17 protein-coding genes are annotated in these 20063 nt (G+C 37.9%); all 17 read right to left on the reverse strand.

The genetic code is table 11. The annotated features are described in order from the left end of the window. Nucleotides 1-5: 5 nt before the first annotated feature. The 17 genes from lpxD to acear_RS11235 all read right to left on the reverse strand — a co-directional run bounded on the left by lpxD (nt 6) and on the right by acear_RS11235 (nt 20023). Nucleotides 6-1037 carry a UDP-3-O-(3-hydroxymyristoyl)glucosamine N-acyltransferase gene (lpxD, locus tag acear_RS11155; RefSeq protein WP_013279124.1) on the reverse strand — a complete coding sequence of 344 codons (1032 nt, stop codon included), beginning with the start codon at nt 1035-1037 and terminating at the stop codon, nt 6-8. Between the two features lie 31 nt (nt 1038-1068). Then, the gene (locus acear_RS11160) at nt 1069-1485 is read right to left on the reverse strand and encodes an OmpH/Skp family outer membrane protein (protein WP_013279125.1); all 417 of its coding nucleotides are present in this window, start codon (nt 1483-1485) and stop codon (nt 1069-1071) included. Between the two features lie 24 nt (nt 1486-1509). Next, nucleotides 1510-2655, reverse strand: a complete 1146-nt coding sequence (locus acear_RS11165) for an outer membrane chaperone Skp (RefSeq protein ID WP_013279126.1) — start codon at nt 2653-2655, stop codon at nt 1510-1512. Between the two features lie 35 nt (nt 2656-2690). Beyond that, complete coding sequence (locus tag acear_RS11170; protein WP_013279127.1) at nt 2691-3185, reverse strand: OmpH/Skp family outer membrane protein; 495 nt, start codon at nt 3183-3185, stop codon at nt 2691-2693. 21 nt (nt 3186-3206) lie between these two features. Further along, nucleotides 3207-4937, reverse strand: coding sequence for a BamA/OMP85 family outer membrane protein (locus acear_RS11175; RefSeq protein WP_013279128.1), 1731 nt, complete (start codon nt 4935-4937; stop codon nt 3207-3209). A gap of 32 nt (nt 4938-4969) precedes the next feature. Beyond that, nucleotides 4970-9361, reverse strand: a complete 4392-nt coding sequence (locus acear_RS11180; RefSeq protein WP_187286627.1) for a translocation/assembly module TamB domain-containing protein — start codon at nt 9359-9361, stop codon at nt 4970-4972. 217 nt (nt 9362-9578) lie between these two features. After that, nucleotides 9579-11450 carry a SpoIVB peptidase S55 domain-containing protein gene (locus acear_RS11185; RefSeq protein WP_013279130.1) on the reverse strand — a complete coding sequence of 624 codons (1872 nt, stop codon included), beginning with the start codon at nt 11448-11450 and terminating at the stop codon, nt 9579-9581. A 55-nt stretch (nt 11451-11505) separates the two neighbouring features. Then, entirely contained in the window at nt 11506-11868 is a 363-nt protein-coding gene (locus acear_RS11190; protein ID WP_013279131.1) for a rod-binding protein, read from the reverse strand. A gap of 16 nt (nt 11869-11884) precedes the next feature. After that, nucleotides 11885-13042 (reverse strand): flagellar basal body P-ring protein FlgI, encoded by a 1158-nt coding sequence (locus acear_RS11195; protein ID WP_013279132.1) that lies wholly within the window; start codon nt 13040-13042, stop codon nt 11885-11887. 33 nt (nt 13043-13075) lie between these two features. Further along, nucleotides 13076-13663, reverse strand: coding sequence for a flagellar basal body L-ring protein FlgH (locus acear_RS11200; protein ID WP_013279133.1), 588 nt, complete (start codon nt 13661-13663; stop codon nt 13076-13078). A gap of 29 nt (nt 13664-13692) precedes the next feature. Then, nucleotides 13693-14679 (reverse strand): flagellar basal body P-ring formation chaperone FlgA, encoded by a 987-nt coding sequence (gene flgA, locus acear_RS12235; protein ID WP_013279134.1) that lies wholly within the window; start codon nt 14677-14679, stop codon nt 13693-13695. A 16-nt stretch (nt 14680-14695) separates the two neighbouring features. Beyond that, a complete protein-coding gene (gene flgG, locus acear_RS11210) occupies nt 14696-15484 on the reverse strand; it encodes a flagellar basal-body rod protein FlgG (protein ID WP_013279135.1) in 789 nt (262 codons plus the stop codon). A 101-nt stretch (nt 15485-15585) separates the two neighbouring features. Next, on the reverse strand, nt 15586-16323 hold the full coding sequence (gene flgF, locus acear_RS11215) for a flagellar basal-body rod protein FlgF (RefSeq protein ID WP_013279136.1): 738 nt from the start codon (nt 16321-16323) through the stop codon (nt 15586-15588). A 95-nt stretch (nt 16324-16418) separates the two neighbouring features. After that, nucleotides 16419-16679 carry a sporulation transcriptional regulator SpoIIID gene (spoIIID, locus tag acear_RS11220; RefSeq protein WP_013279137.1) on the reverse strand — a complete coding sequence of 87 codons (261 nt, stop codon included), beginning with the start codon at nt 16677-16679 and terminating at the stop codon, nt 16419-16421. 136 nt (nt 16680-16815) lie between these two features. Continuing rightward, nucleotides 16816-17724, reverse strand: a complete 909-nt coding sequence (locus acear_RS11225; protein WP_013279138.1) for a M23 family metallopeptidase — start codon at nt 17722-17724, stop codon at nt 16816-16818. A 75-nt stretch (nt 17725-17799) separates the two neighbouring features. Continuing rightward, entirely contained in the window at nt 17800-18630 is an 831-nt protein-coding gene (spoIID, locus tag acear_RS11230) for a stage II sporulation protein D (protein WP_245526687.1), read from the reverse strand. A gap of 127 nt (nt 18631-18757) precedes the next feature. Further along, entirely contained in the window at nt 18758-20023 is a 1266-nt protein-coding gene (locus tag acear_RS11235) for a UDP-N-acetylglucosamine 1-carboxyvinyltransferase (RefSeq protein ID WP_013279140.1), read from the reverse strand. Nucleotides 20024-20063: the final 40 nt, after the last annotated feature.

Genomic DNA, 20063 nt, shown 5'->3' on the forward strand with positions numbered 1-20063 from the left:
TAAAGTTACCCCTCCTTTACTTCTTCCTTCAAACTCTTAACTTCTTTTTTTAATTCTCTTAATTCCTTTACCATTGCAGGTAATTTCCGCCGTGCCGCCTTAATTCTCATTTCCGACTTATGTTCCCGGGCTGGATAGCCAGAATAGAAGGAATCAGGCGGTACATCATTAGTAATAATACTCTGAGCCGCTACAGTAGTATTGGCTCCAACTTCTAAGTGGCCGACTACTCCAGCCTTGCCCGCTAATGTCACCCCCTCTCCAATCTCAGCACTACCGGCAATCCCTACCTGGGCAACTAAAAGACAATCTGCTGCTATTCTAACATTATGTGCAATATGCACCAAATTATCAGTCTTAGTACCTCTGCCGATGACTGTTGATCCAGTAGTCCCCCGGTCGATAGTAACATTTGCTCCTAATTCTACATCATCCTCAATTATTACATTACCTAACTGCGGTACTTTATAATGTCCTTCGGAAGTAGTCTCAAAACCATAACCGTCACTTCCAATTACAGCTCCAGGATGAATAATTACTCTATTTCCTACTTCAGTCTGATGCATAATTACCACATTGGGATGAATAATAGTTTCAGCACCAATCTTAACCTGAGAACCTATATGAGCTCCCGCTGCTATTCTCACATTATCTCCAATTGAAACTCCTGATTCAATAGTAACCTGCGGTCCTATCGAAACATTACTGCCGCATTCTACATCATCAGCTATTACTGCTGTAGAATGAATTTCATTCGTTTTATATAACTCAGGTTCAAATTCATGAGCAATCTTAGCAAAAGCCAGTCTCGGATTATCAACCTTCAGCAGAGTCTTGTCCGATTCAATCTCATCAGCAACAATAACTGCTGCTGCCAAACTGGATTCTGCTTTCGTTAAGTACTCATCGCTCTGGGCAAAGGTAATCTCCCCTTTAGCTACATTTTCTACCCCGCCCACACCAGAAATTATGAGTTCAACTTCTCCTATTATCTCTCCATCTACTAACTCTGCCAGCTCTTTTAATGGTACCTCCAACTTCTATAAGCCTCCCTTTAGCAAGGTTAATCTAATTCTTCAAGGTCTCAATAACCTTATCAGTAATATCTACTCCTCCGTATTTCACATTATTCTGATCCAAGACTACATCTATCCTATTATCTTCAGCTACTTTAGCAATAGCCTTCTGTATATCTTTCTTCACTTTAGATTCAATCTTTGATTTAATCTCCTGACTTTCTTGGTAAGCTTCTTGACGCTTCTGTTCTAATTTTTCTTCATTCTCTATATTCTCCAGTTCTGATTCATACTCAGTCTGTAAATTCTGTAATTTATTGTCCAACTGCTCCTGATAATTCTGAATGCGGCTGCTTTTTTTCACTATTTCCTGCATATTAACAACAGCTACTTTATCCTGTTGGGCACAGCCAGTAGCTAAGACTAAAACTGTCAATCCAATCAATAATAACTTCAATCTCTTATCCATCTTAGCCCTCCTAAACTAGTTAGCTTATTCTTTCAATTTAACGGCTACATCTTCTGTAATATTGGTTGCAGACAGACTACTACTATAATTAGTTAATACCACATCCAGTCCTTTATCTTCAGCTACTTCAGCTATCCTTTCTTTAATATCTTCATTAATTTTCTTTTCTAATCTATTCCTATCCTCTTTAACCTTTTCTAAGTTAGCTGCTAACTCTTCATTTCTCTCTGTAATATTCGTATCCAGTTTCTCCTCTGTTTCCACAATTGTATTCTTCAGTTTAGTAGTCAACTCTTCTCTTTTAGTCTCTATCTCTTGCTGTAAGAGCTGATTCTGTTCTTTAATATAGTTCTGTAATTCCTGATTGGCTTCTTCTTGTTTATTATTTATTTTCTGCTGCATCTGTTCAGTCAATTTTTGATGATAGGAACGCAGCTTTTCTTCAGCCTCTTTCTGCTGTTCTGAAACATATTCCTGCAGCTTTTTCTGTAATTCTTCCTTCTTCTTAGCTAACTTTTCTTTACGTTCAGTTTCTAACTTGGCTAACTGCTGCTGGTATTCCTTCCGCTCTTTTGAGGACAGATCCAGCATCTGCAGTTTTAATCTCAAATTCAAAATTTTCCTATTATATTCCTTATTCAACTTCTGTTGGTAGTCCTGTAATTCCGTACTCTGTTCTTCCTTTCGTTTATCTATCTTCTGGTCCAGACCTGCTCTAATTTCTCTTTTTTTCTGTTCAAACTTTTCTTCGGTCTCCTGCTTAAAACTTTCTTTATAAGCATTTAATTCCTCTTTTGTTTTTTCAACCCGTTCATCTATCTTAGTTTGATACTCTGATTTAATATCCTGAAGGCGCTTATTTATCTGTTCATTAATACTCTGTAGATGTTCTTCTCTATTCTGAGAAGTTAAATTCAAAAAACCCTGCTGCTCTTCTAAATTAATCTGACTATCCTTAATCTGTTTATTCAACTCTTTTAATACTTCAGCTTCAGGATGAACCGCTTTTAATTCTTCTAAATCGACTATTCCTATTTTATTTGATACAGCTTCAGATTTATTCTGACTGGATTTATCAATAGATAAAGTGTTATTACAGCCCATCAACTGGACTACAAATAAGATACCAACTAACAAGCTCCCTACTTTCCACCATAACTTACGCTGCATCTTTATTCCTCACTTCCTTATAAGCCTTTAACAGCTTAATTACTTTCTGTTTGCTCTTCCATAGCCTTTAAGACCTTATCAGTCAGGTCATTACCTCCATAGACTACTGATTCTTTATGGAGTACTACTGCAACCTCTTCTTTAGCTGCTACTTTTTTGATAGTAGCATCAATATCTTCTTTAAGCGGCTGTAACAGTTCAGCCTGGCGCTGCTTAACCTGTTCATTCAGCCTTTGGTTATAATTCTGCAGCAGTTTCTGGCGTTCATCTCCGCTAGTTTCTTCTAACTTCGATTGTAGTTCAGAACCTAATTCTTCTTTTAAATTCTGATAATACTGGTTAAACTCAGCATCAACTTCATCCCGTTTAGGATGGTTTTTCAATAACTTACCAAAATCAACATAAGCAACTGCTTTTTTTACTTCAGATTTAGCCTTCACCATTGGGGATAAGACAACTACTGCTCCTATTCCTAGACTCAAAACTAAAGTTAAAGCTAATATCTTGATTAATTTATTTTCTTTAAACATTATTGAACCCCTTTCTCTGTTTTAGAATAATTGGCCTATACTGAAATGTAATCTAGAATCTTCTTCCTGCCAGCCGTAATCCAGCCGCAGCTGTCCCATCGGCGTCTTGAATCTAACTCCCACTCCAGCTGATTTATTGATATCATCAAAATCAAATCCTTCATCTTTATTCCAAGCTTTACCGGCATCAGTAAATAAGACTCCAGTAAAGTTATCAGCAAATGGAATTCTATATTCAGCATTGAATAACATAATCTCTTCCCCGACAAATTGATCATCTTTAAAACCGCGCAGAGTCTGCGGCCCACCAATTCGATAGCGTTCATGGTCAAGCCCTTCTTCATCCAGTCCTTCACTCAATCCTGCTTTAAAACGAAAGGCCCAGCTGTTATCCTCAAACATAAAGTCAGGGGTATAATCCCTAAGATCTAACTGATACTTAGTAAAGTCATTATCTCCACCTAAAGCCTGTCCGGCATACTCAACAGAAAGCTTATCCTTACGGCCATCTGTGGGATTAAAGACATCATTCCTGGTATCTCGGACAAAACTGGAAGTCAGACTGCGAGTATTACTCTCCTGTCCTTCTGGCAGAGCTGTTTCACCTTCCAATGCTTCATTGATCGTCTTGTTATATTCATAGGTTAGATAGCCTTGCACATCATAACCTAAAGGATGTCCAAGTGTAATACTTCCTCCTTTTTCATGCTCTTCATAATCTATTCCTTCATCAGTTTCATCAGTAGGATCATAAAAACCAGTCTTTTCATCCCTGCGGTCATAAATACTAAAACTAACAGAAGTATCACTGCCAAAAGCCCATGGTTCATAGAAGCTCAATTCATAGGTGGTATTCTCTTCTCCTACTTCCCAACGAAAGCCTAATCTCTGGGCCCGGCCTCTGAAGTTCTTCTCCTGAATCTCAAAATGTCCTAACCAGCCGTCAGAACTACTGTATCCGGCACCGACACCGACATTTCCTGTTTTACGCTCTTCTACCTTTATATTCAATGCTACTTCATTCTTCTCTGCAGAAGTCTGATTCAATTCAGGTTTGATATCCTTAAAGAAGCCTAAGTTATAGATATCGCGCAGATCCTGCCTCATCTGGTCTGCATTAAAGACATCTCCTGGTTCCAGAGATAATTTACGTTTAATTACAAAGTCTTTAGTCTTTTCATTTCCCTCAATCTTAATTTTTGCTACTTTACCTTCATTAATCTTTACTTTTAGCGTTCCATCCTTCTTCATTAAAACATCTTCTATTTGGGCTAATACATAACCCTGCTCATTATAATAAGCTTCAATCTCGCGCAGTCCTTTATTTAATTGATTGGTATCTAATAGCTTATCCTCTTTAAGATCCAATATCTCTTTTAATTTCTTGCTAGCAATCGATTTATTTCCTTTAAATTCTAAACTTTTTAAGTCAGGATTCTCTACTACTTCAAAGATTAACTTAACGCCGTTGCGGTAACTTTCAAAGGAAGCCTGTACATCAAAGAAGTATCCTAAATCAAAGATAGCCTGTAGATCATTCTGTAATTTCTGATTGGAAATCTGTTCTCCTACTTCAGTCTCAACCACTTCTAGAATCTCTTCTTTAGAAATCTTCTTATTACCCTCAACTTCGATAGCAGTAATCAAGTTATCATTCTTAAGCTCCTGCTGTGCTGCCAACACCAGATTACTGCTAGCCAAAAAAACCGCCACAGTAAGTAACAGAACCAAAAACTTTGATTTGTTTTGCAAGTTTGTCTCCTCCTTCAATAAATATCCAGTCTTTAGTTAAAAGAAAAGTTAGTTTCTAACTCCAGTTTATACTCTTCATCATTATTCAGTGAACCATTCAGAATTATATCCTTCATGCTATCCATAATCTGATACTCAAATCCAAGGGAATGTTCCTTATCCTCATCGAAATCTTGATTATACTTCAGCATCAAATCATCAGTTATGCTTTTACCCATTTTTATCTTCAAGCCGCTGTTGAATCCGGTATAGATCCTGAATCTATCCAGATTCCACTTATCTTCTACTGTCTCTTCAATATTAGACAGAATCTTTACATCAATTCTGGATTCAAGCATTCTAAAAAATTCAGCCCGAATCATCTTATCATAATCTTTAGTCAGAAAACCCTGCAGTCCTCCCTGTTGAGCCAGCAGGGTAATAATCTCCTGTCTACTCAACGAAGGATTTGATTCCAGATTAATCTCCATTTGATCAGCTAAACCGCTTAATTTTAATGTAACCAACACTTCTTTTGCATCTACTTGATTAACAGCATCTTCTTGTGAACCATTCTGAATCGCTTCTCCGTCTTCCTCTTCTTGCTTCTTATCTTCTATCGACTGTTGAATATTATCTACTTCAGTAGTAGCCGTTAAATTAAGGTAAGGAATATGTCCTTCGTACCTATCAAAGATAGCAGAACCGGATTCTAATTCAAAATCCGTATTGTAATAATTGAAGCTGCCGATTTTAGAACTTACACTCCCCTCTAATTGAATACTATCCTCAATAGTTACCAACTGTAAACTACCACTCTCCACTAGAATATCTATATTATCATTCTGAACTCTGACATTATCGCCAGGTTCAAGATTAAGATCAAAGTTAGGTTTAATCGCTGAGTCTGAATCCTTTTTACCGGTCGGCCATTCAAAAGGAAGAGAGATTTTAGTATCATAAACTAAAATACTGCCGCTGATCAAAGGTTCAGTTATATCTCCTTTAACTGTAATATCAAGATCATTCTCTCCCTGCCAGGAACCATGATCGATAACAATCCTTTCTCCTGAAAAATCTAAGTCTATTTGGCCAGGCTGCCAGCCAGTAACTCCCATACTTCCCTGAGCCTTAAACTGCCCCTGACCCTGCCGGCCAGTTAAATACTTAAGCTTCAGTCTCTGATCTTTAATCTCTGCTCTACCTTCCAGATTCGAAATACTTTCTGCTAACCCAGCTATATCTAATCTGCCTGAATCTATTTCAACCTCTCCAGCAAAATCAGGCTCTGCTCTGCTGCCTGAAACTGTTAAATCAAAATTTCCTGTCCCTTCGGCTGTTTTAACTCCTTCAACTAAAAGCGGCAACAGATTCAAATTTCCGTTATCGAGATTAATATTGAGATATAAAGAGGCTTCTCTATTCTTCAACGGCAGATACCCCGTAATCCGAAATAAATTATCATCATTTACTCTCAGCTTTAATGGTTCAGTCAGCTTTACTAGCTTTCCTTTGGTTAAAGCCAGCCCTCCTTTTAAATTATCATACTTCAAAGTTCCAACTCGTCCGTCTATAATCTCTACTGTGGATTCTATATCTAACTTCTCCAGTTCACCTTCAAGCTCAGCAGTTAAATTTAAATCGCCTCCTATAGCTTCTAAAGCTGGAACTAGCTGATTAAATGGAGCTAAAGCAAAGTCTTGAGTTTCCACATTAAGGTCGGCTCCAGAACCAAAATCATAACTACCATCTACTAACAGATATCCATTACGGTCAATATCTTTTGCTATTAATCTCCCTTTAACCTCTGGCGCCTCAAATTCACCATTGATTGTCATAGTTCCAAAGAAACTGTGCGGAATATCATGCTCTACTTCTTTAAGCGGCAGCAGCTCAATTACTTCATTCAATTGACCATTAGTTAATTCCAAAGCTAAATTTGAAAACTTCTCCTTGTTTAGATTAAGCTTCCCCTCAGCTTGATACTCTGTTGCTCCCTGAACTGCTGTCAGATTTCTTAAGTCTAGTTTATCTCCTGTATACTCTACACTTCCTACTACTCTTTGGAAGTTATATCTATTGACTGCTAATTTATTTAACTTAACCTCACCAGCTAAAACAGGCCGCGAAATATCTCCTCTTACCTCACCTGTAAAGTCCAAACTGCCTTGAATCGTACTACTATCAATAATATCATAATTATCTAATTCCAATTTAGCTAAATCTATATTTTCAGCCTCTAAATCAAGAGCCAGTCCTCCGTTTTTCTCAATCCGGCCGCTTCCTATAAGCTGGGACTCCACTCCAAACAATTGTATACTCTCTAATTTTAGAGTATCATTCTCCCAGCTAAAGCTTGAAGAACCTGAAGTTAATCCAATACCATGAATCTGGCCCTTTAATAAATTAATCCTTCCTGCCATTCTCAACTCATTAATAGGACCTATAATCCTTAAGCTCCCGCTAAATCGGCCGTGAATATCATAAATCGGTTGGTCACTAATTAATTTATATAAACTTGCTACTTTTCCTGCTTTAGTCTTGAGCTCAAGATCCAGTTTAGGCTCTTTAGCTAATTCTATCTCTCCTGCCAATTGATACTTTCTCTTCTGGTCATTAATAAGAACATCATTTAAGCCTATTCTTTTCTGCCTATAGCTTATAACTCCTATTATCTCATCGACACTTCTTTGGGCATAACTAGCATCTTTTATCTGAACTTCACCTGAAAATTCTGGATCAGTAAGCTTCCCTTTTACTTGTCCCTGCAGAGATGCAGTTCCAGCTAGATCTCGATAATTATGTACACCATCCAGCTGAGATAGTTTAACATCATCAGCAGTAATACTTAAATTCAAATTTCTTTGATCATCGATTAAACCTTGAGCCTGCCACTTACTTCCATCCGATTTTAGATTTAAATCACTTATTAATAATTGATTATTACTGAACCAAAAACTGCTGTCTAAAGTATCAAACTCATACTGCATTAAAGTTCCATCAGTAACTTGAGCACTACCGAAAAGGCTTAAATCAGTAAGTGAATTCTGGCCGCTGATTACTAGATTACTGTTTACCTGCCCTGTTAAAGTTGAATCAGCCTGGGATATAGTAGATAGCTGTCCTAAATCAATCCCTTCTGCTTCCAAAGAAGCCGTATATAAAACTCCTTCATCTTTAGGCCAATTAATCGTTCCGCGCCCAGTTAAGATACCAGCGGCTACTTCCGTCTTAAAATCATTAAAAGTAAGCAGCTCATTCTTATACCACAGATTAAATTCCAGATCAATAACTTGGTATCCGTTAATGCTGCCAACAGGTAGTTGTAGGCTAGTCTGAATAGTCGGATCATCTAGTGAACCCCGCATCCGCCCCTTTGCTTTTGCCATCCCTGTTAACTTTAATTCTGACGGCAGCCACTCCTCAATACTACTTAAAGCCAGCTGTGAACTTTTATACTCCAGATAAAATGTAGGCTTCTGCCAGCCGTGCATTAGACCTGATAGCTGCAGTCTTGACTCACCAATATCAGTTACCAAGCTATTAATATTTATTACTCGATTATTTAACTTAAACTTACTATCTATAATCTGGATTTTTGAAGTTAAATCATTAGAATCGATTATCCCTTCCTTTAACCTTATCTCTCCCTTATAATCAAGCTCAGAGAAAGACTCAAACCCCAATCCTCCTTTAATCTCTAAGTTACCACTTGCTTTTCCAGCTGTAAGCTGAAAGCCCTTTTGGGTTAAGACTTCTTTCCATTCTTCAGATAAAACATTTAAATCTAAGTTATCCAGTTCTGTAGTTAGCTTAAATTGATTTTCATCAGTACTCCCATTAACAACTAGATTCTCCGTTTCAGTCTCAGGCAGAGTTAGATCTAACCTTCCTTTCAGATTATCTTTAGTTAGATTCAGACCGGCTTGATTAATTCTGATCTTACTAATACCGTCTATTAGATTAGTAACTGCCATTCCATCCTCTATAGCTATCCGGCCGGAATAATGGTTTAAAATTGGAGCAGAACCAAATAAGTCCTGAAGATTATCTGTACCATCATCTGCCTGATCATTCGAAGTCTGCTTATAGATAAGGCGGGGACTAACTAATTTAATCTCTTTAATACTACCTAATGAATCAGTCTTACCCGCTACAATATCCAGCAAGTCATAGGATAATTCAACCTGCTCAACAGATAAAAATCCATCTTCTTTAAGTTCCAGACTAAAGTTATAGAGTTTTAATTCATTAACTCCGCTAATTTCAATTTTATCTAAGTTAACATTATACCCATATCTTGACTCTAATTCCATAACTAATCTATCCTTAATGCTTGTTAACACTCCATCCCATTTTAGCGACATAGTCATAAACAAGGATGCTCCCAAGATAAGAATTACCACCCAAGGAATAATTCTTCTATATTTTCGGGCTACCGGCATCATGCTATTATAGCCTCCAGCTGCAGATTCTCAAACTACTCTTATAATATTACATTTTTTTAAGAGATTCAATAGCTAACCTTAGTTATTTACTTATAATTATGGCAATTATTTGATTCCAAAGAACAAAGCCAAGCTGCATCTTCTGCCTGTTATTCATTAAAAAAAGCAGTCTATTCTATCAATAGAATAGACTGCTGCTTTATGATAAACCTAATTATTCCTTGGTATCATCGTTATTCTCTTTGGAGTTTGATTCTACCTCTATTTCAGTATTCACTCTGCCTTCCAGAATATAATCAGTCTTAAATGTCTCCTCTGCTAACATGCCCATAGCTTCAAGGTCAGCTCCTTCAGAACCAGTCTCATTTTTGTTCTCAGCTCTATTTTCATCATTGTTCTGATTAACCGGTACTGCTTTATGATTATTATAACTGGGATAAATTCTAACTACTAAATCGCTGTTAATCTTCTGTTCTTTAAAAGCAGTTATTACTTCTTCTAAGTTTCTGAAGGTTTCATTCTTGCCATAACCATACTTCTTCTCCTCTGGTTTAGCCTCCTGCTGTTGTTCAGCAGTAAAGTTTGCTTCTAAGCCGCCGACTAATTCCATACTGGCTATACCTGATTCTATATCTTCAGGCAGAGTAAAACTATAATTTTTAACCAGTACTTCTTCACGATAAGGCTGGAATGTAACTTCTAACTCTACTTCTTTGCCTGGTTCAAGTTTATCAGTTAATACATTAAGTTCTCTAATTAAAGCAACCTGAGGCTTTTCTTTGATATCTACATCTAAATTTATATCGATCAGATTTATCTTCTGGAATGGATTCTGGGTAATCAACATTAATGCTTGAGAAAAGTCCCTTAATGCTACTGAAGCTACATCTCTGCGGCTATAGAAAATATTCTTCCGCTCGATAATCTTTTCTTCTAAATTATTAGCCATAATTTCCATTTCTACTTCAGCAGTACCGCCGCCGCGACGGTCAATAGTACTATTAATTGCCTGATAAATAACTGAACTGGCCAGTGATTGGAAGAGTTCCTCATTCCTAATTATTTGAGCATTGATCTTCTGCTCTTTATTTAAATCTCTATCTGTAACGTCTACCTCTAGAGGTACAACTTTAGGTGATTGGCCTATTCTGCCTCCTACCCCTGCTGACCGATCCTGAGTTATAATTCCTTTTGAATTTAGTGGGCTACCCAGCTTAAAAGGCATCTTCATACTCTTAATCATATGATGAATATAGGCCGAAGAAAGGAAGTAATTACTATCACCTAAGCCCATAAACTGGTGTCCAAAACCTAAAACTCTATCTCCTTCTCTATAAGTTAAAGTTCCAACTGCTGAAATATCAACATCTCCTCTAGCCAACTGTACTGCAATTGCGCTTCCCGGAACTAATTTATCCTCTTTTCCTTTCGACATGTCTGCTGCAGCTGTACTCTGCACCGGCTTTAAATCATAAGCAGATAACTCTTCACTCAAGTAATCTACAGCCTCTTTATCCAAACCGCTAACCAGCAGCGGAGTCTTTACTGGATAAGCAGTTAAAGAATTATCTTGTTTGACACTGGACTTATCTTCTACAAAAGATACCTGCTCCACTGATTTCCCGTTTATTTTTATCGGCTCTGATAAACCAGCAGTCGTGCCTTCTTCAATCTCATCCAACTGCCACAGATCAAGCATATCCTCAATCGGTGTTACCATACCTACCTTATGCTCAGTCAACTGCCAACCGTAACCAATTGCTCCAATCAACTTTCCATCAATATAAATTGGACTGCCACTCATACCAGCTGCAATTCCGCCTGTTTTATCAATTACATCTCCACTAACCTCAATCAAAATTAAATCGCGATTAACTCCCTGCTTTTTCAAAACTCCCAAAACTTCTACGTTAAATTCTTCTACTTCTGTACCCGAAATTACCGTCTTGCCAACTCCGGACATTCCTGTTTCAATCTTATTTACCGGCAGAATCTCCCGTGGCCCAGAATCATCCACAGCCATTACCGGTGTAAATAATAAAACACAGAATGCTATCACTAACATCAGACTACCGTACTTGCGCACTTAAATCCCTTCCCTTCTGTTTAACTACAGAAGCCCTTAACCTAAACATAAATCCTTACTCTGTCTTTTGGCTTAACTGTTGATAAAGTTTATCTGTTAAATGTAACTGTTTAGAATCAGCAATTTCTTCAGCATACTTACGATCCAGCATATCTTTAAATATATCTTCTTTTAACCCGCCGTCTAAATAACCTGATTCAGGTATAGTCTTCCGCATTTCCTTTAACATTAAACCAACAAAGACACTGGAAAACTTCTGGGTTGCCTTCTTTAATTCCTTATTCTCCTGCTCATCTTTTGAGCTCTGCTGCTGTAGCTTACTTAATTTTTCTTTGAACTCACTCTGCTTACGCTGATTCTGCTTAAGCCTAGATCTTTCAGTCAACATCTCCATTCTTTGAGTACTGTTAATCTTCATTTAAATCACCTGCTTATTACATAGTTTCCAACTTAGCATGTAGAGCACCCTGTGCTTTAATTGCTTGTAGAATAGCTATTGTATCTCGTGGTGTAGCACCTACTCCATTTAAAGCCTTAACAACATCTGAAATACTTGAGCCTTTAGGCAGTACTATCAATCTATTCTCCTCTTCTTCAGCCTCAATTTCAGTCTCCTCTGTTGTTTCCGTCTCTCCTTCTGAAAATGGAGGCGGTTGGGAGACCTCTTCTTCAGAAGAGATAGTAACTGTTAAGTTACCATGGGCTACCGAAACAGTAGAAATTCGGACGTTATGGCCCATTACTATGGTTCCTGTCCGTTCATTAACTACTACTTTAGCCTTCTTATCCGGCCTAACCGATAATCTATTCACCTGGGCTACAAAGCTTACTAACCTATCTTCCATTCGATCAGGAACTGATACTTTAATTCGACCAGGATCTACAGCCTGAGCAGCATTATTGCCCTCGCTATCATAGCCATACCGCTGATTGATTACATCCGCAATTCGCTGGGCAGTAGCAAAATCAGGCTCATCCAGTAAAAATGTAACCTGCTGCTGATCAGAAAAGTCAGTCTCAACACCTTCTTCTATCGTAGCACCATCTGGAACTTGGCCTACTGTAGCATGGTTCTTTCGGACTGAACTTCCTCCCTGTTCGGTATTAAAACCGCCAATAGAAACAGGTCCCTGGGCTAAAGCATAAACCTGCTGTTGATTAGGACCTAATAGCGGCGTCATCAATAGAGTTCCTCCCTGTAGGCTATCGGCATCTCCAATAGAGGCAACATTTATATCAATTCTATCTCCTACTCTGCCAAAAGGAGGTAACTCAGCTGTAACCATCACTGCTGCTATATTCTCAGATTCAACCTGGCTGGGATTAACATTAACCCCAAAATTCTGCAGCATATTGGCTATTGATCGCACAGTAGCTGCTGAACCTCCGCCATCACCGGTTCCATTTAATCCAACTACTAACCCATAACCGGATAGTTGATTACTTCTCACGCCCTGTACTCTAGTAATATCCTTTATCCGCACCATAGGGTCCTGAAATGTATTATCTTCCTGGGCCAACAGCGGCAGACTCAATATCAAACTGAAGCTTAAAGTTATAGCCAGAATAATAAAGGTTCGCTTTATATACATACTATGCCACCTCATCAAAAATAAGTAATTAATCTAGAAAAAGACATTCAATACTTTAGTTAATAAGCCCGGCTCCTGTCTATCTCCGATGGCTCCCTCTCCTACATATTTAATCTTACTATTGGCTATCTTAGTTGAATTAACAGTATTACTGATAGTAATATCTTCCGGTCTGACAATTCCTTCTACTTCAATCTTCTGCATTTCAGCATTAACAGTAATCTCTTTGGTACCTTCAATCTTTAAATTACCGTTGGGTAAAACTTCTGTAACCTGAACAGTCATCTGAGCAGTTAGACTACCGCTTTGACTAGTACTGCCGTCAGCTGAAGAGCTATCCTCCTGATTTAATCGGAATAATTTAACAAAATCCAATTCACCAGCACCAGGTCCTACATTTACTTCATTACTCTGTCCTGTTTCAGTACTAGCCTGTTGGTCAGCTGTTGAACTCTCACTAATCATAACTGTCAATATATCTCCAGCTTCTGCAGCCTTATGTTCTCCATAGGGAGAGTTACTATCTTCATATAATGAAGCTGCTAATAAAGGGTTAGCAGCTAAAGATAAAATAGATATTAATCCGATCACCAAAAAAAATCTAACAACAGTATGCTTCATAAATTAACACCTCAAAGATTTATAAATTTTTACAGAATTACCTTTACAGTCTTCTTGCCGATTACTTTAGCCATTATCTCCCGGTTGCTCTTTATATTTCTAACCTTAATATGCTCTCCTTCGGTTCCTGACTCTAAAGCAACTCCTGCTGTACTGACTCTAACTCTACCCACTACAGCTATAATCTTTACTCTATCCCGCCGCTTAACTAGCGGAGGAATTTCAATTAAATTTCTTGTTAAAATCTGTCCAGTATTGATACTTCGTTCCAATCGATAATTCTGAATAGAGTCCACATCCGTAAAAGGCTGACTATGTAGCTTTACCAGTGGCCTCTTCTCCCACTTAAACTGGTTCTCTGCTAAACTCTGGCGGCGTTTAATTGATTCTTGAGCAACTAACACCCTCTGGTAAGCAGTCACCTGGGCCTGAATATACTTCTTTTTAGCTAATTTACCGTCAACATAGATATTAACCGGAACTGCTGTCCGGCCTAATATTCTTTTGGTATTGAGATTACCGATCTGTAATTCAACTCCACCAACAGGAAGCCGCACTTCTCTATCCAGATTTTGGAGCTCAATCTCAATATCTTCGGCTTCAGCAGATAAATTCTGTTGAATATAATTTCGAACCTTCTCTGTTAACCGATCTGTATCCAGTACTTGATGGGGAGTAGTTACTCTAATCTGTTTAGGAATCTGATAAGTAATTCTGCTTAAATTAAATCCGGCTCTTTCCAGCGCAGAAAGAATATAATCCCGCTTTAACACGCGGGTATAGCCAGGTAAAGGAGACTGGCCTAAATTGATAGTCTCCATCTTTTGTTTGAATTTTTTCGGTGCTTCAATCTCCGCTATTTCTCCTAACTGTAGTTTTTGGCCTGCTGCTTTTACTTCATGATCAATTTTAAATCCAATTTTACTTTGAGCAGCAGCTGCACAACTAGTCATTAATAAAAGAATTAATAATAACAGAACCAGCCTTAATTGTGACAGCTGTCTCCAATTAACCATTCTATATCAACTCACTCTATCTTTTTAGATTATTAGCCTGCTGTAGCATCTGGTCTGAAGCTTTAATAGCTTTAGAATTCACTTCATAAGCCCGCTGCGCAGCAATCATATTCGTCATCTCCTCAACAACTTTAACATTTCCCTTCTCTAAATAGCCCTGTGAGATAGTTCCAAAACCGTCTTCTGCCGGTACACCAACAGTTGGCCCTCCTGAAGCAGGAGTTTCAGCAAATAAATTCCGGCCAATACTCTTCAATCCAGCCGGATTGGAAAAGCGGGATAGCTCAATCTGGCCTACTTCTGTTACCTCTTCATTCCCCGGTTGCTTAACCATTACTCTACCTTCAGCAGTGATACTCACATCAGTTGTATCTTCCGGAATTGTAATATCAGACGCAAGAGGATAACCATCTGAGGTAACTATTCGTCCATTGCTGTCCCGTTTAAATGAACCGTCGCGCGTATAGCCTACCTGTCCATTCGGCCTTACCACCTGAAAGAAGCCGTCTCCTTCAATAGCCATATCAAGCGGATTTCCGGTCTGTTGAAAGCTGCCTTGAGCAAATAACTTCTGAGTAGCAGCCGGACGTACACCGTGACCTACTTCTATTCCTGCCGGCACCTGTGACCCCTGATTATTGGGAGTTCCTGCTTCCCGCAGTGATTGGTACATTAAATCCTGAAAATTTACTCTACTCTTCTTGAATCCATTTGTATTTACATTGGCTAAGTTATTAGAAATAGTATCTATATTCAACTGCTGGGCTTTCATTCCTGTTGCTGCCGTCCATAAGGATCTAATCATTAGCACATAACCTCCTTGCAAATAAGTGCATCCCATAGATTATAGAACCGCTTCTATCACTCCGCGGCTCAGGCTTCTTATCTTCTAAGTCCAGCCTATAATTATAATCTACCTACAGAATTAACTGTCTTATCCAGACTCTGATCATAAGCTTTTACTACCCGCTGGTTTGACTCATAGTGACGAGTTGCTTCAATCATATTGGTCATTGATTCAACTACATTTACATTTGATGACTCAAGATAGCCTTGATTAATCTTGCCAGTAGCCATAAATTGATTACCTACATCCGGAGTAGCCCGGTATAGATCATCTCCTTCTTTAACTAATCCATCATTTTCAGCAAAAGTCACTACTCTAACTTGATCCACTACCTGTCCATCAACAACTAAATTATTCTGATTATCAACATTAACCTGCTCACCAACTACTTCCAAAGGTCCAGCTTGGCCTAAAACAAAATTACCATTTTGAGTAACTACTTGTCCATCCTGATTTAAAGTAAAGTCTCCGCTTCTAGTATAGCGAATACCTTCCGGCGTCTGAACAGCAAAGAAACCTTCACCTTCAATTGCCCAATCAAATGGATTATCAGTCTTATGTACACTACCAGCACTAAAATCAGTTACTGTTTCATCTACTTTAGCTCCTAAACCGGCTGTACCAATAACTTCTTTATCCGGCATTCTTCTTAATAACATTTCAGAAAAAGACTTATTTACTGTCTGGTCCTTTTTATAACCGGGAGTAGTAGAGTTAGCTAAATTATTAGTAATTATATTGGTTCTCTTCAATGATGCATTCATTCCAGAAGCGGCAGTATAAAGTCCTCTCAGCATAATTCCACCTCACTTTTAATCTACATACTTCTGCTTTCCTTATTCTCTTATTCTAGACATAATTTGAATTTCCTGTTTAATAGCAAAAACAATAATTAATCATTATTCTTCTCCGATAAATACTTCTCTTTAGTAGCCTGCCCGCCTCGAATATGCCGTTCGGCTTTATTATATTCTAATACCTTCTTTACTTTCTCAGCTAGTCTCTTATCAATCTTCTGTAATCTTTCTGTTGCATCTTTATGGATTGTACTCTTACTTACTCCAAATACTTTTGCTGCCTGTCGAACGGTCGCTCTAGTTTCATATATGTAATTACTTACTTCTAATACCCTCTGGTAAATATAATCTTTCATTGGTTTTGTCCCTCCTACCTATTCTTAATAAATATATATGTATATTTTTATAAAATATGTTTAAAATTAGGAGGGACTATACAAAAAAGCAGAGAGATGAATTATCACCTCTCTGCTAAATGATTCAAATGTGAAATTATAGATTAAGATGTTCGGTCGGATCTACCGATTCCCCGTCTTTTATGATACCAAAATGGAGAGTAGGCTCCATAACTAAACCTGAAGTTCCTACTTTCCCTATAGTTTGACCTCTATTGACTTGCTGGCCTTCCTTTAAATTAAATTCTTGGGCATGTCCGTAGATAGTCTGATGTCCACTCTTATGTTCGATAATTAAAACTAAACCTAAATAGTCATCTTCCTTAATTTTAGCTATCTTACCGGCAGTAGCAGCTCTAATTGGAGTTCCTTGGGCTGTTTGCAAATCAACTCCTTGATGGTATCGCCAATCTTCGAGCATCGGATGTTTACTCCAGCCATAAGAGCGGCTTACTTCAGCCCCTTTAACCGGCAGATTGAACTTAGGCTTTATATTTGCCTGTTGTACTACAGGTTCACTCTCAGCTTTCTCTTCACTCAATTCTTCTCTATTCTCTTTTTCACTTTCTTCTTTATTAGCTTCAACCTCTGTTTTTAAATCTGATTCTTGTTTCTCTTCTGCTATTGTTGGCTGTTTCTGTTCATCTCCTTTAATTTCCTGATCAGCTGGAATATGTTCGTAAGTTACAACCTCATCTTGTGATCGATCAGCTTCAGAAGCAGGCGGTTCAGACTGGGATGTTAAATCATTTAATTGAGGTATCAAGATAATTCCGGCTAAAATTACCACTGCCAATCCAACTAAAAACTTTTTGTTAGTTACAAGCCTAGTTATAAACTGCTTCCAGGAGAATTTATCAGCCAGTTTATCAATACTCTCTTTTAACTTTAGTTTAATATCCTCTTTGTCCTTTTTAATTGAGAAAGGAAACCTATTCTTTTCTCTCTGATTATCAGTTTGGTTATCTTTTTTTCCCTTCTCTTCATTATTTATATCATCAGACATCTATCTCACCTCCATCAATTAGTATCTCCAGAGGCGAGATAAATATACACTTATTTACTTGAATTCTATTTTTTATTAATGATTTAATTTTTTAACACTTACTCCTGAATAGTAATGTTTTAAAATTTCCAGATAATTATATCCTTCTTTAGCCATTCCATGGGCTCCATACTGGCTCATTCCTACTCCATGACCATTTCCAGTAGTAATAAACTTAATATAGTTATCTTTTATCTGATACCTAAAATTAGTTGATTTTAAGCCTAATCTCTTTCTCAACTCCCGACCAGTCATAATTTGAGATCCAACCTGAAGCTTTAACACTCGACGACTGGGGCTTCTAGCTAAAATATCTATATCGTTTACTGAAGATATCCCACTATCTACTTTACGAGCAAATTCTCTAAATGAATATTTCTGCACAAAATGATTATAAGGCGACTGCTCTTCATAATTACTGCTTACCGGCTGTAGATAAGGCACTTTTCTACCCCAGACATTTCTGGCTGCCGCTGTTATACTGCCGCTGGCAGAGTGATAAACTGCTGTTACTATTTTACCGTTATAGGTTAAGAATATTCCCTTTGTAGACTCAACGGCTTCAGATATCTTAAACCAGTATTCTAAATTTCCCCACTCCTTAAGCAACTCTTCTTTACTAATCCAGGCCTGATCCATATTAATATCTGTTGTAATAGCAACTTCCTTCTTTTCTGTCCCCTGTAGGCGGGATAAGATATAACTTCTTGCTGCTACAGCCTGAGCTTTCAATGCTTCTAACTCAAACTCAGCCGGCATTTCTGCGGCTACCACTCCTTTAATATATTCTTCTAACTCCAATTCTATTATTCGACCATTTTCCATCGTTAATTTAACTGTAATCTTTTCACTTTCGAAATCAGGCATTAGCCTACTGCCTATAACCACTCCTGTTGGCAATAACAGAATTAAAAACAGATTCAAAATTATAGTAACTAAGATCAGTCTCTTTATTCCAATTCCCCCCTAAATTAGAACTCACTAAACTTCTATGTTAAGAGAGACAATTATATTCTTCAACCAACTCAATATTAGCTCCAATTCCTTTTAATTTATCAGTAATATCTTCATAACCGCGTTCAATATGATATATGTTCTGAATTTCAGTCTGTCCTCCAGCTGTTAGACCAGCAATAATCAATGCTGCTCCAGCCCGCAAATCTGTAGCTTTAACTTGGGCACCTTCCAGATCTGTTCTAGCAACTACTGCGCTTCTACCGTCTACCTTAATCTGAGCCCCCATTCTTCTTAATTCATCAACATGGCCGAATCTTCTTTCGAAGACTGTTTCAATTACTAGATTCTCCTGGGTTGCTTGAGTCAATAAAGCCATAAATTGGGCCTGCATATCAGTCGGAAAGCCCGGATAAGGCATAGTCTTAATATCTGTCCCGGACAAACACCCTTCTGATTTAACCCGCACCTGATCAATCCCCTCAATTATCTCTACTCCCATCTCTTTTAACTTAGCTATTAGAGGACGTACATGTTCTACTAACACATTCTTAATTACAACATCTCCACCTACTGCTGCTACTGTCATCATATAGGTTCCTGCTTCAATGCGATCAGGAATAATAGTATAATCTGTACCGTTCAAACTATTAACCCCTGTAATCTTGATTATATCAGTTCCTGCTCCAGTAATCTCAGCTCCCATAATATTTAAATAATTAGCTAAATCTATTATCTCCGGTTCTCTAGCAACATTCTCTATTACTGTTTCTCCATCAGCCAGAACAGCTGCCAACATAATATTTATTGTTGCTCCTACACTAGGATAATCGAGATAGATTTCAGTCCCTTTTAATCTATCAGCCTCCAGTTTTACTAGCCCATGGTCCAGTTCAACATCTGCTCCTAAAGCAGAAAATCCTTTTAGATGTAAGTCAATAGGCCGATCTCCGATCTCACAGCCCCCTGGTAAAACAGTACAGGCCTGTCCATAACGGCCTAATAAAGCTCCTAAAGTATAATAGGAAGCACGCATCTTTCTGGCTAAATCACTATCTGTACTGTATTTATCAATTCCATCTGTATTAAGCTCTAATTCACTATCAGTGAAATTAACTTCAGCTCCTAGATTGGACAGGATATTAATTAAATTATTGACATCTTTTAAGTCAGGTATTCTACTTAACTTACTGCCACCCTCCCCCAATAAAGCAGCAGTTATAATCGGTAAAGCTGCATTCTTGGCTCCACTGACACTTATATTTCCTTCTAAATAATCTGTTGCTTCAGCTATTAATCTACGCACTAGATAATCTCCCCTCCGAATCACCATTTATCTACTATAC

The organism is Acetohalobium arabaticum DSM 5501 (assembly GCF_000144695.1).
Lineage (GTDB): Bacteria > Bacillota > Halanaerobiia > Halobacteroidales > Acetohalobiaceae > Acetohalobium > Acetohalobium arabaticum.

Excerpts from the sequence above, each read along its gene's own strand:
- acear_RS11225 (WP_013279138.1), bottom strand. The coding sequence starts at position 17,724 with ATGTCTGATGATATAAATAATGAAGAGAAGGGAAAAAAAGATAACCAA.
- acear_RS11200 (WP_013279133.1), bottom strand. The coding sequence starts at position 13,663 with ATGAAGCATACTGTTGTTAGATTTTTTTTGGTGATCGGATTAATATCT.
- spoIID (WP_245526687.1), bottom strand. The coding sequence starts at position 18,630 with ATGCCTGATTTCGAAAGTGAAAAGATTACAGTTAAATTAACGATGGAA.
- acear_RS11160 (WP_013279125.1), bottom strand. The coding sequence starts at position 1,485 with ATGGATAAGAGATTGAAGTTATTATTGATTGGATTGACAGTTTTAGTC.
- acear_RS11195 (WP_013279132.1), bottom strand. The coding sequence starts at position 13,042 with ATGTATATAAAGCGAACCTTTATTATTCTGGCTATAACTTTAAGCTTC.
- acear_RS11165 (WP_013279126.1), bottom strand. The coding sequence starts at position 2,655 with ATGCAGCGTAAGTTATGGTGGAAAGTAGGGAGCTTGTTAGTTGGTATC.
- flgG (WP_013279135.1), bottom strand. The coding sequence starts at position 15,484 with ATGATTAGATCCTTATGGACGGCAGCAACAGGAATGAAAGCCCAGCAG.
- spoIIID (WP_013279137.1), bottom strand. The coding sequence starts at position 16,679 with ATGAAAGATTATATTTACCAGAGGGTATTAGAAGTAAGTAATTACATA.
- flgF (WP_013279136.1), bottom strand. The coding sequence starts at position 16,323 with ATGCTGAGAGGACTTTATACTGCCGCTTCTGGAATGAATGCATCATTG.
- acear_RS11190 (WP_013279131.1), bottom strand. The coding sequence starts at position 11,868 with ATGAAGATTAACAGTACTCAAAGAATGGAGATGTTGACTGAAAGATCT.
- flgA (WP_013279134.1), bottom strand. The coding sequence starts at position 14,679 with ATGGTTAATTGGAGACAGCTGTCACAATTAAGGCTGGTTCTGTTATTA.
- acear_RS11170 (WP_013279127.1), bottom strand. The coding sequence starts at position 3,185 with ATGTTTAAAGAAAATAAATTAATCAAGATATTAGCTTTAACTTTAGTT.
- acear_RS11180 (WP_187286627.1), bottom strand. The coding sequence starts at position 9,361 with ATGCCGGTAGCCCGAAAATATAGAAGAATTATTCCTTGGGTGGTAATT.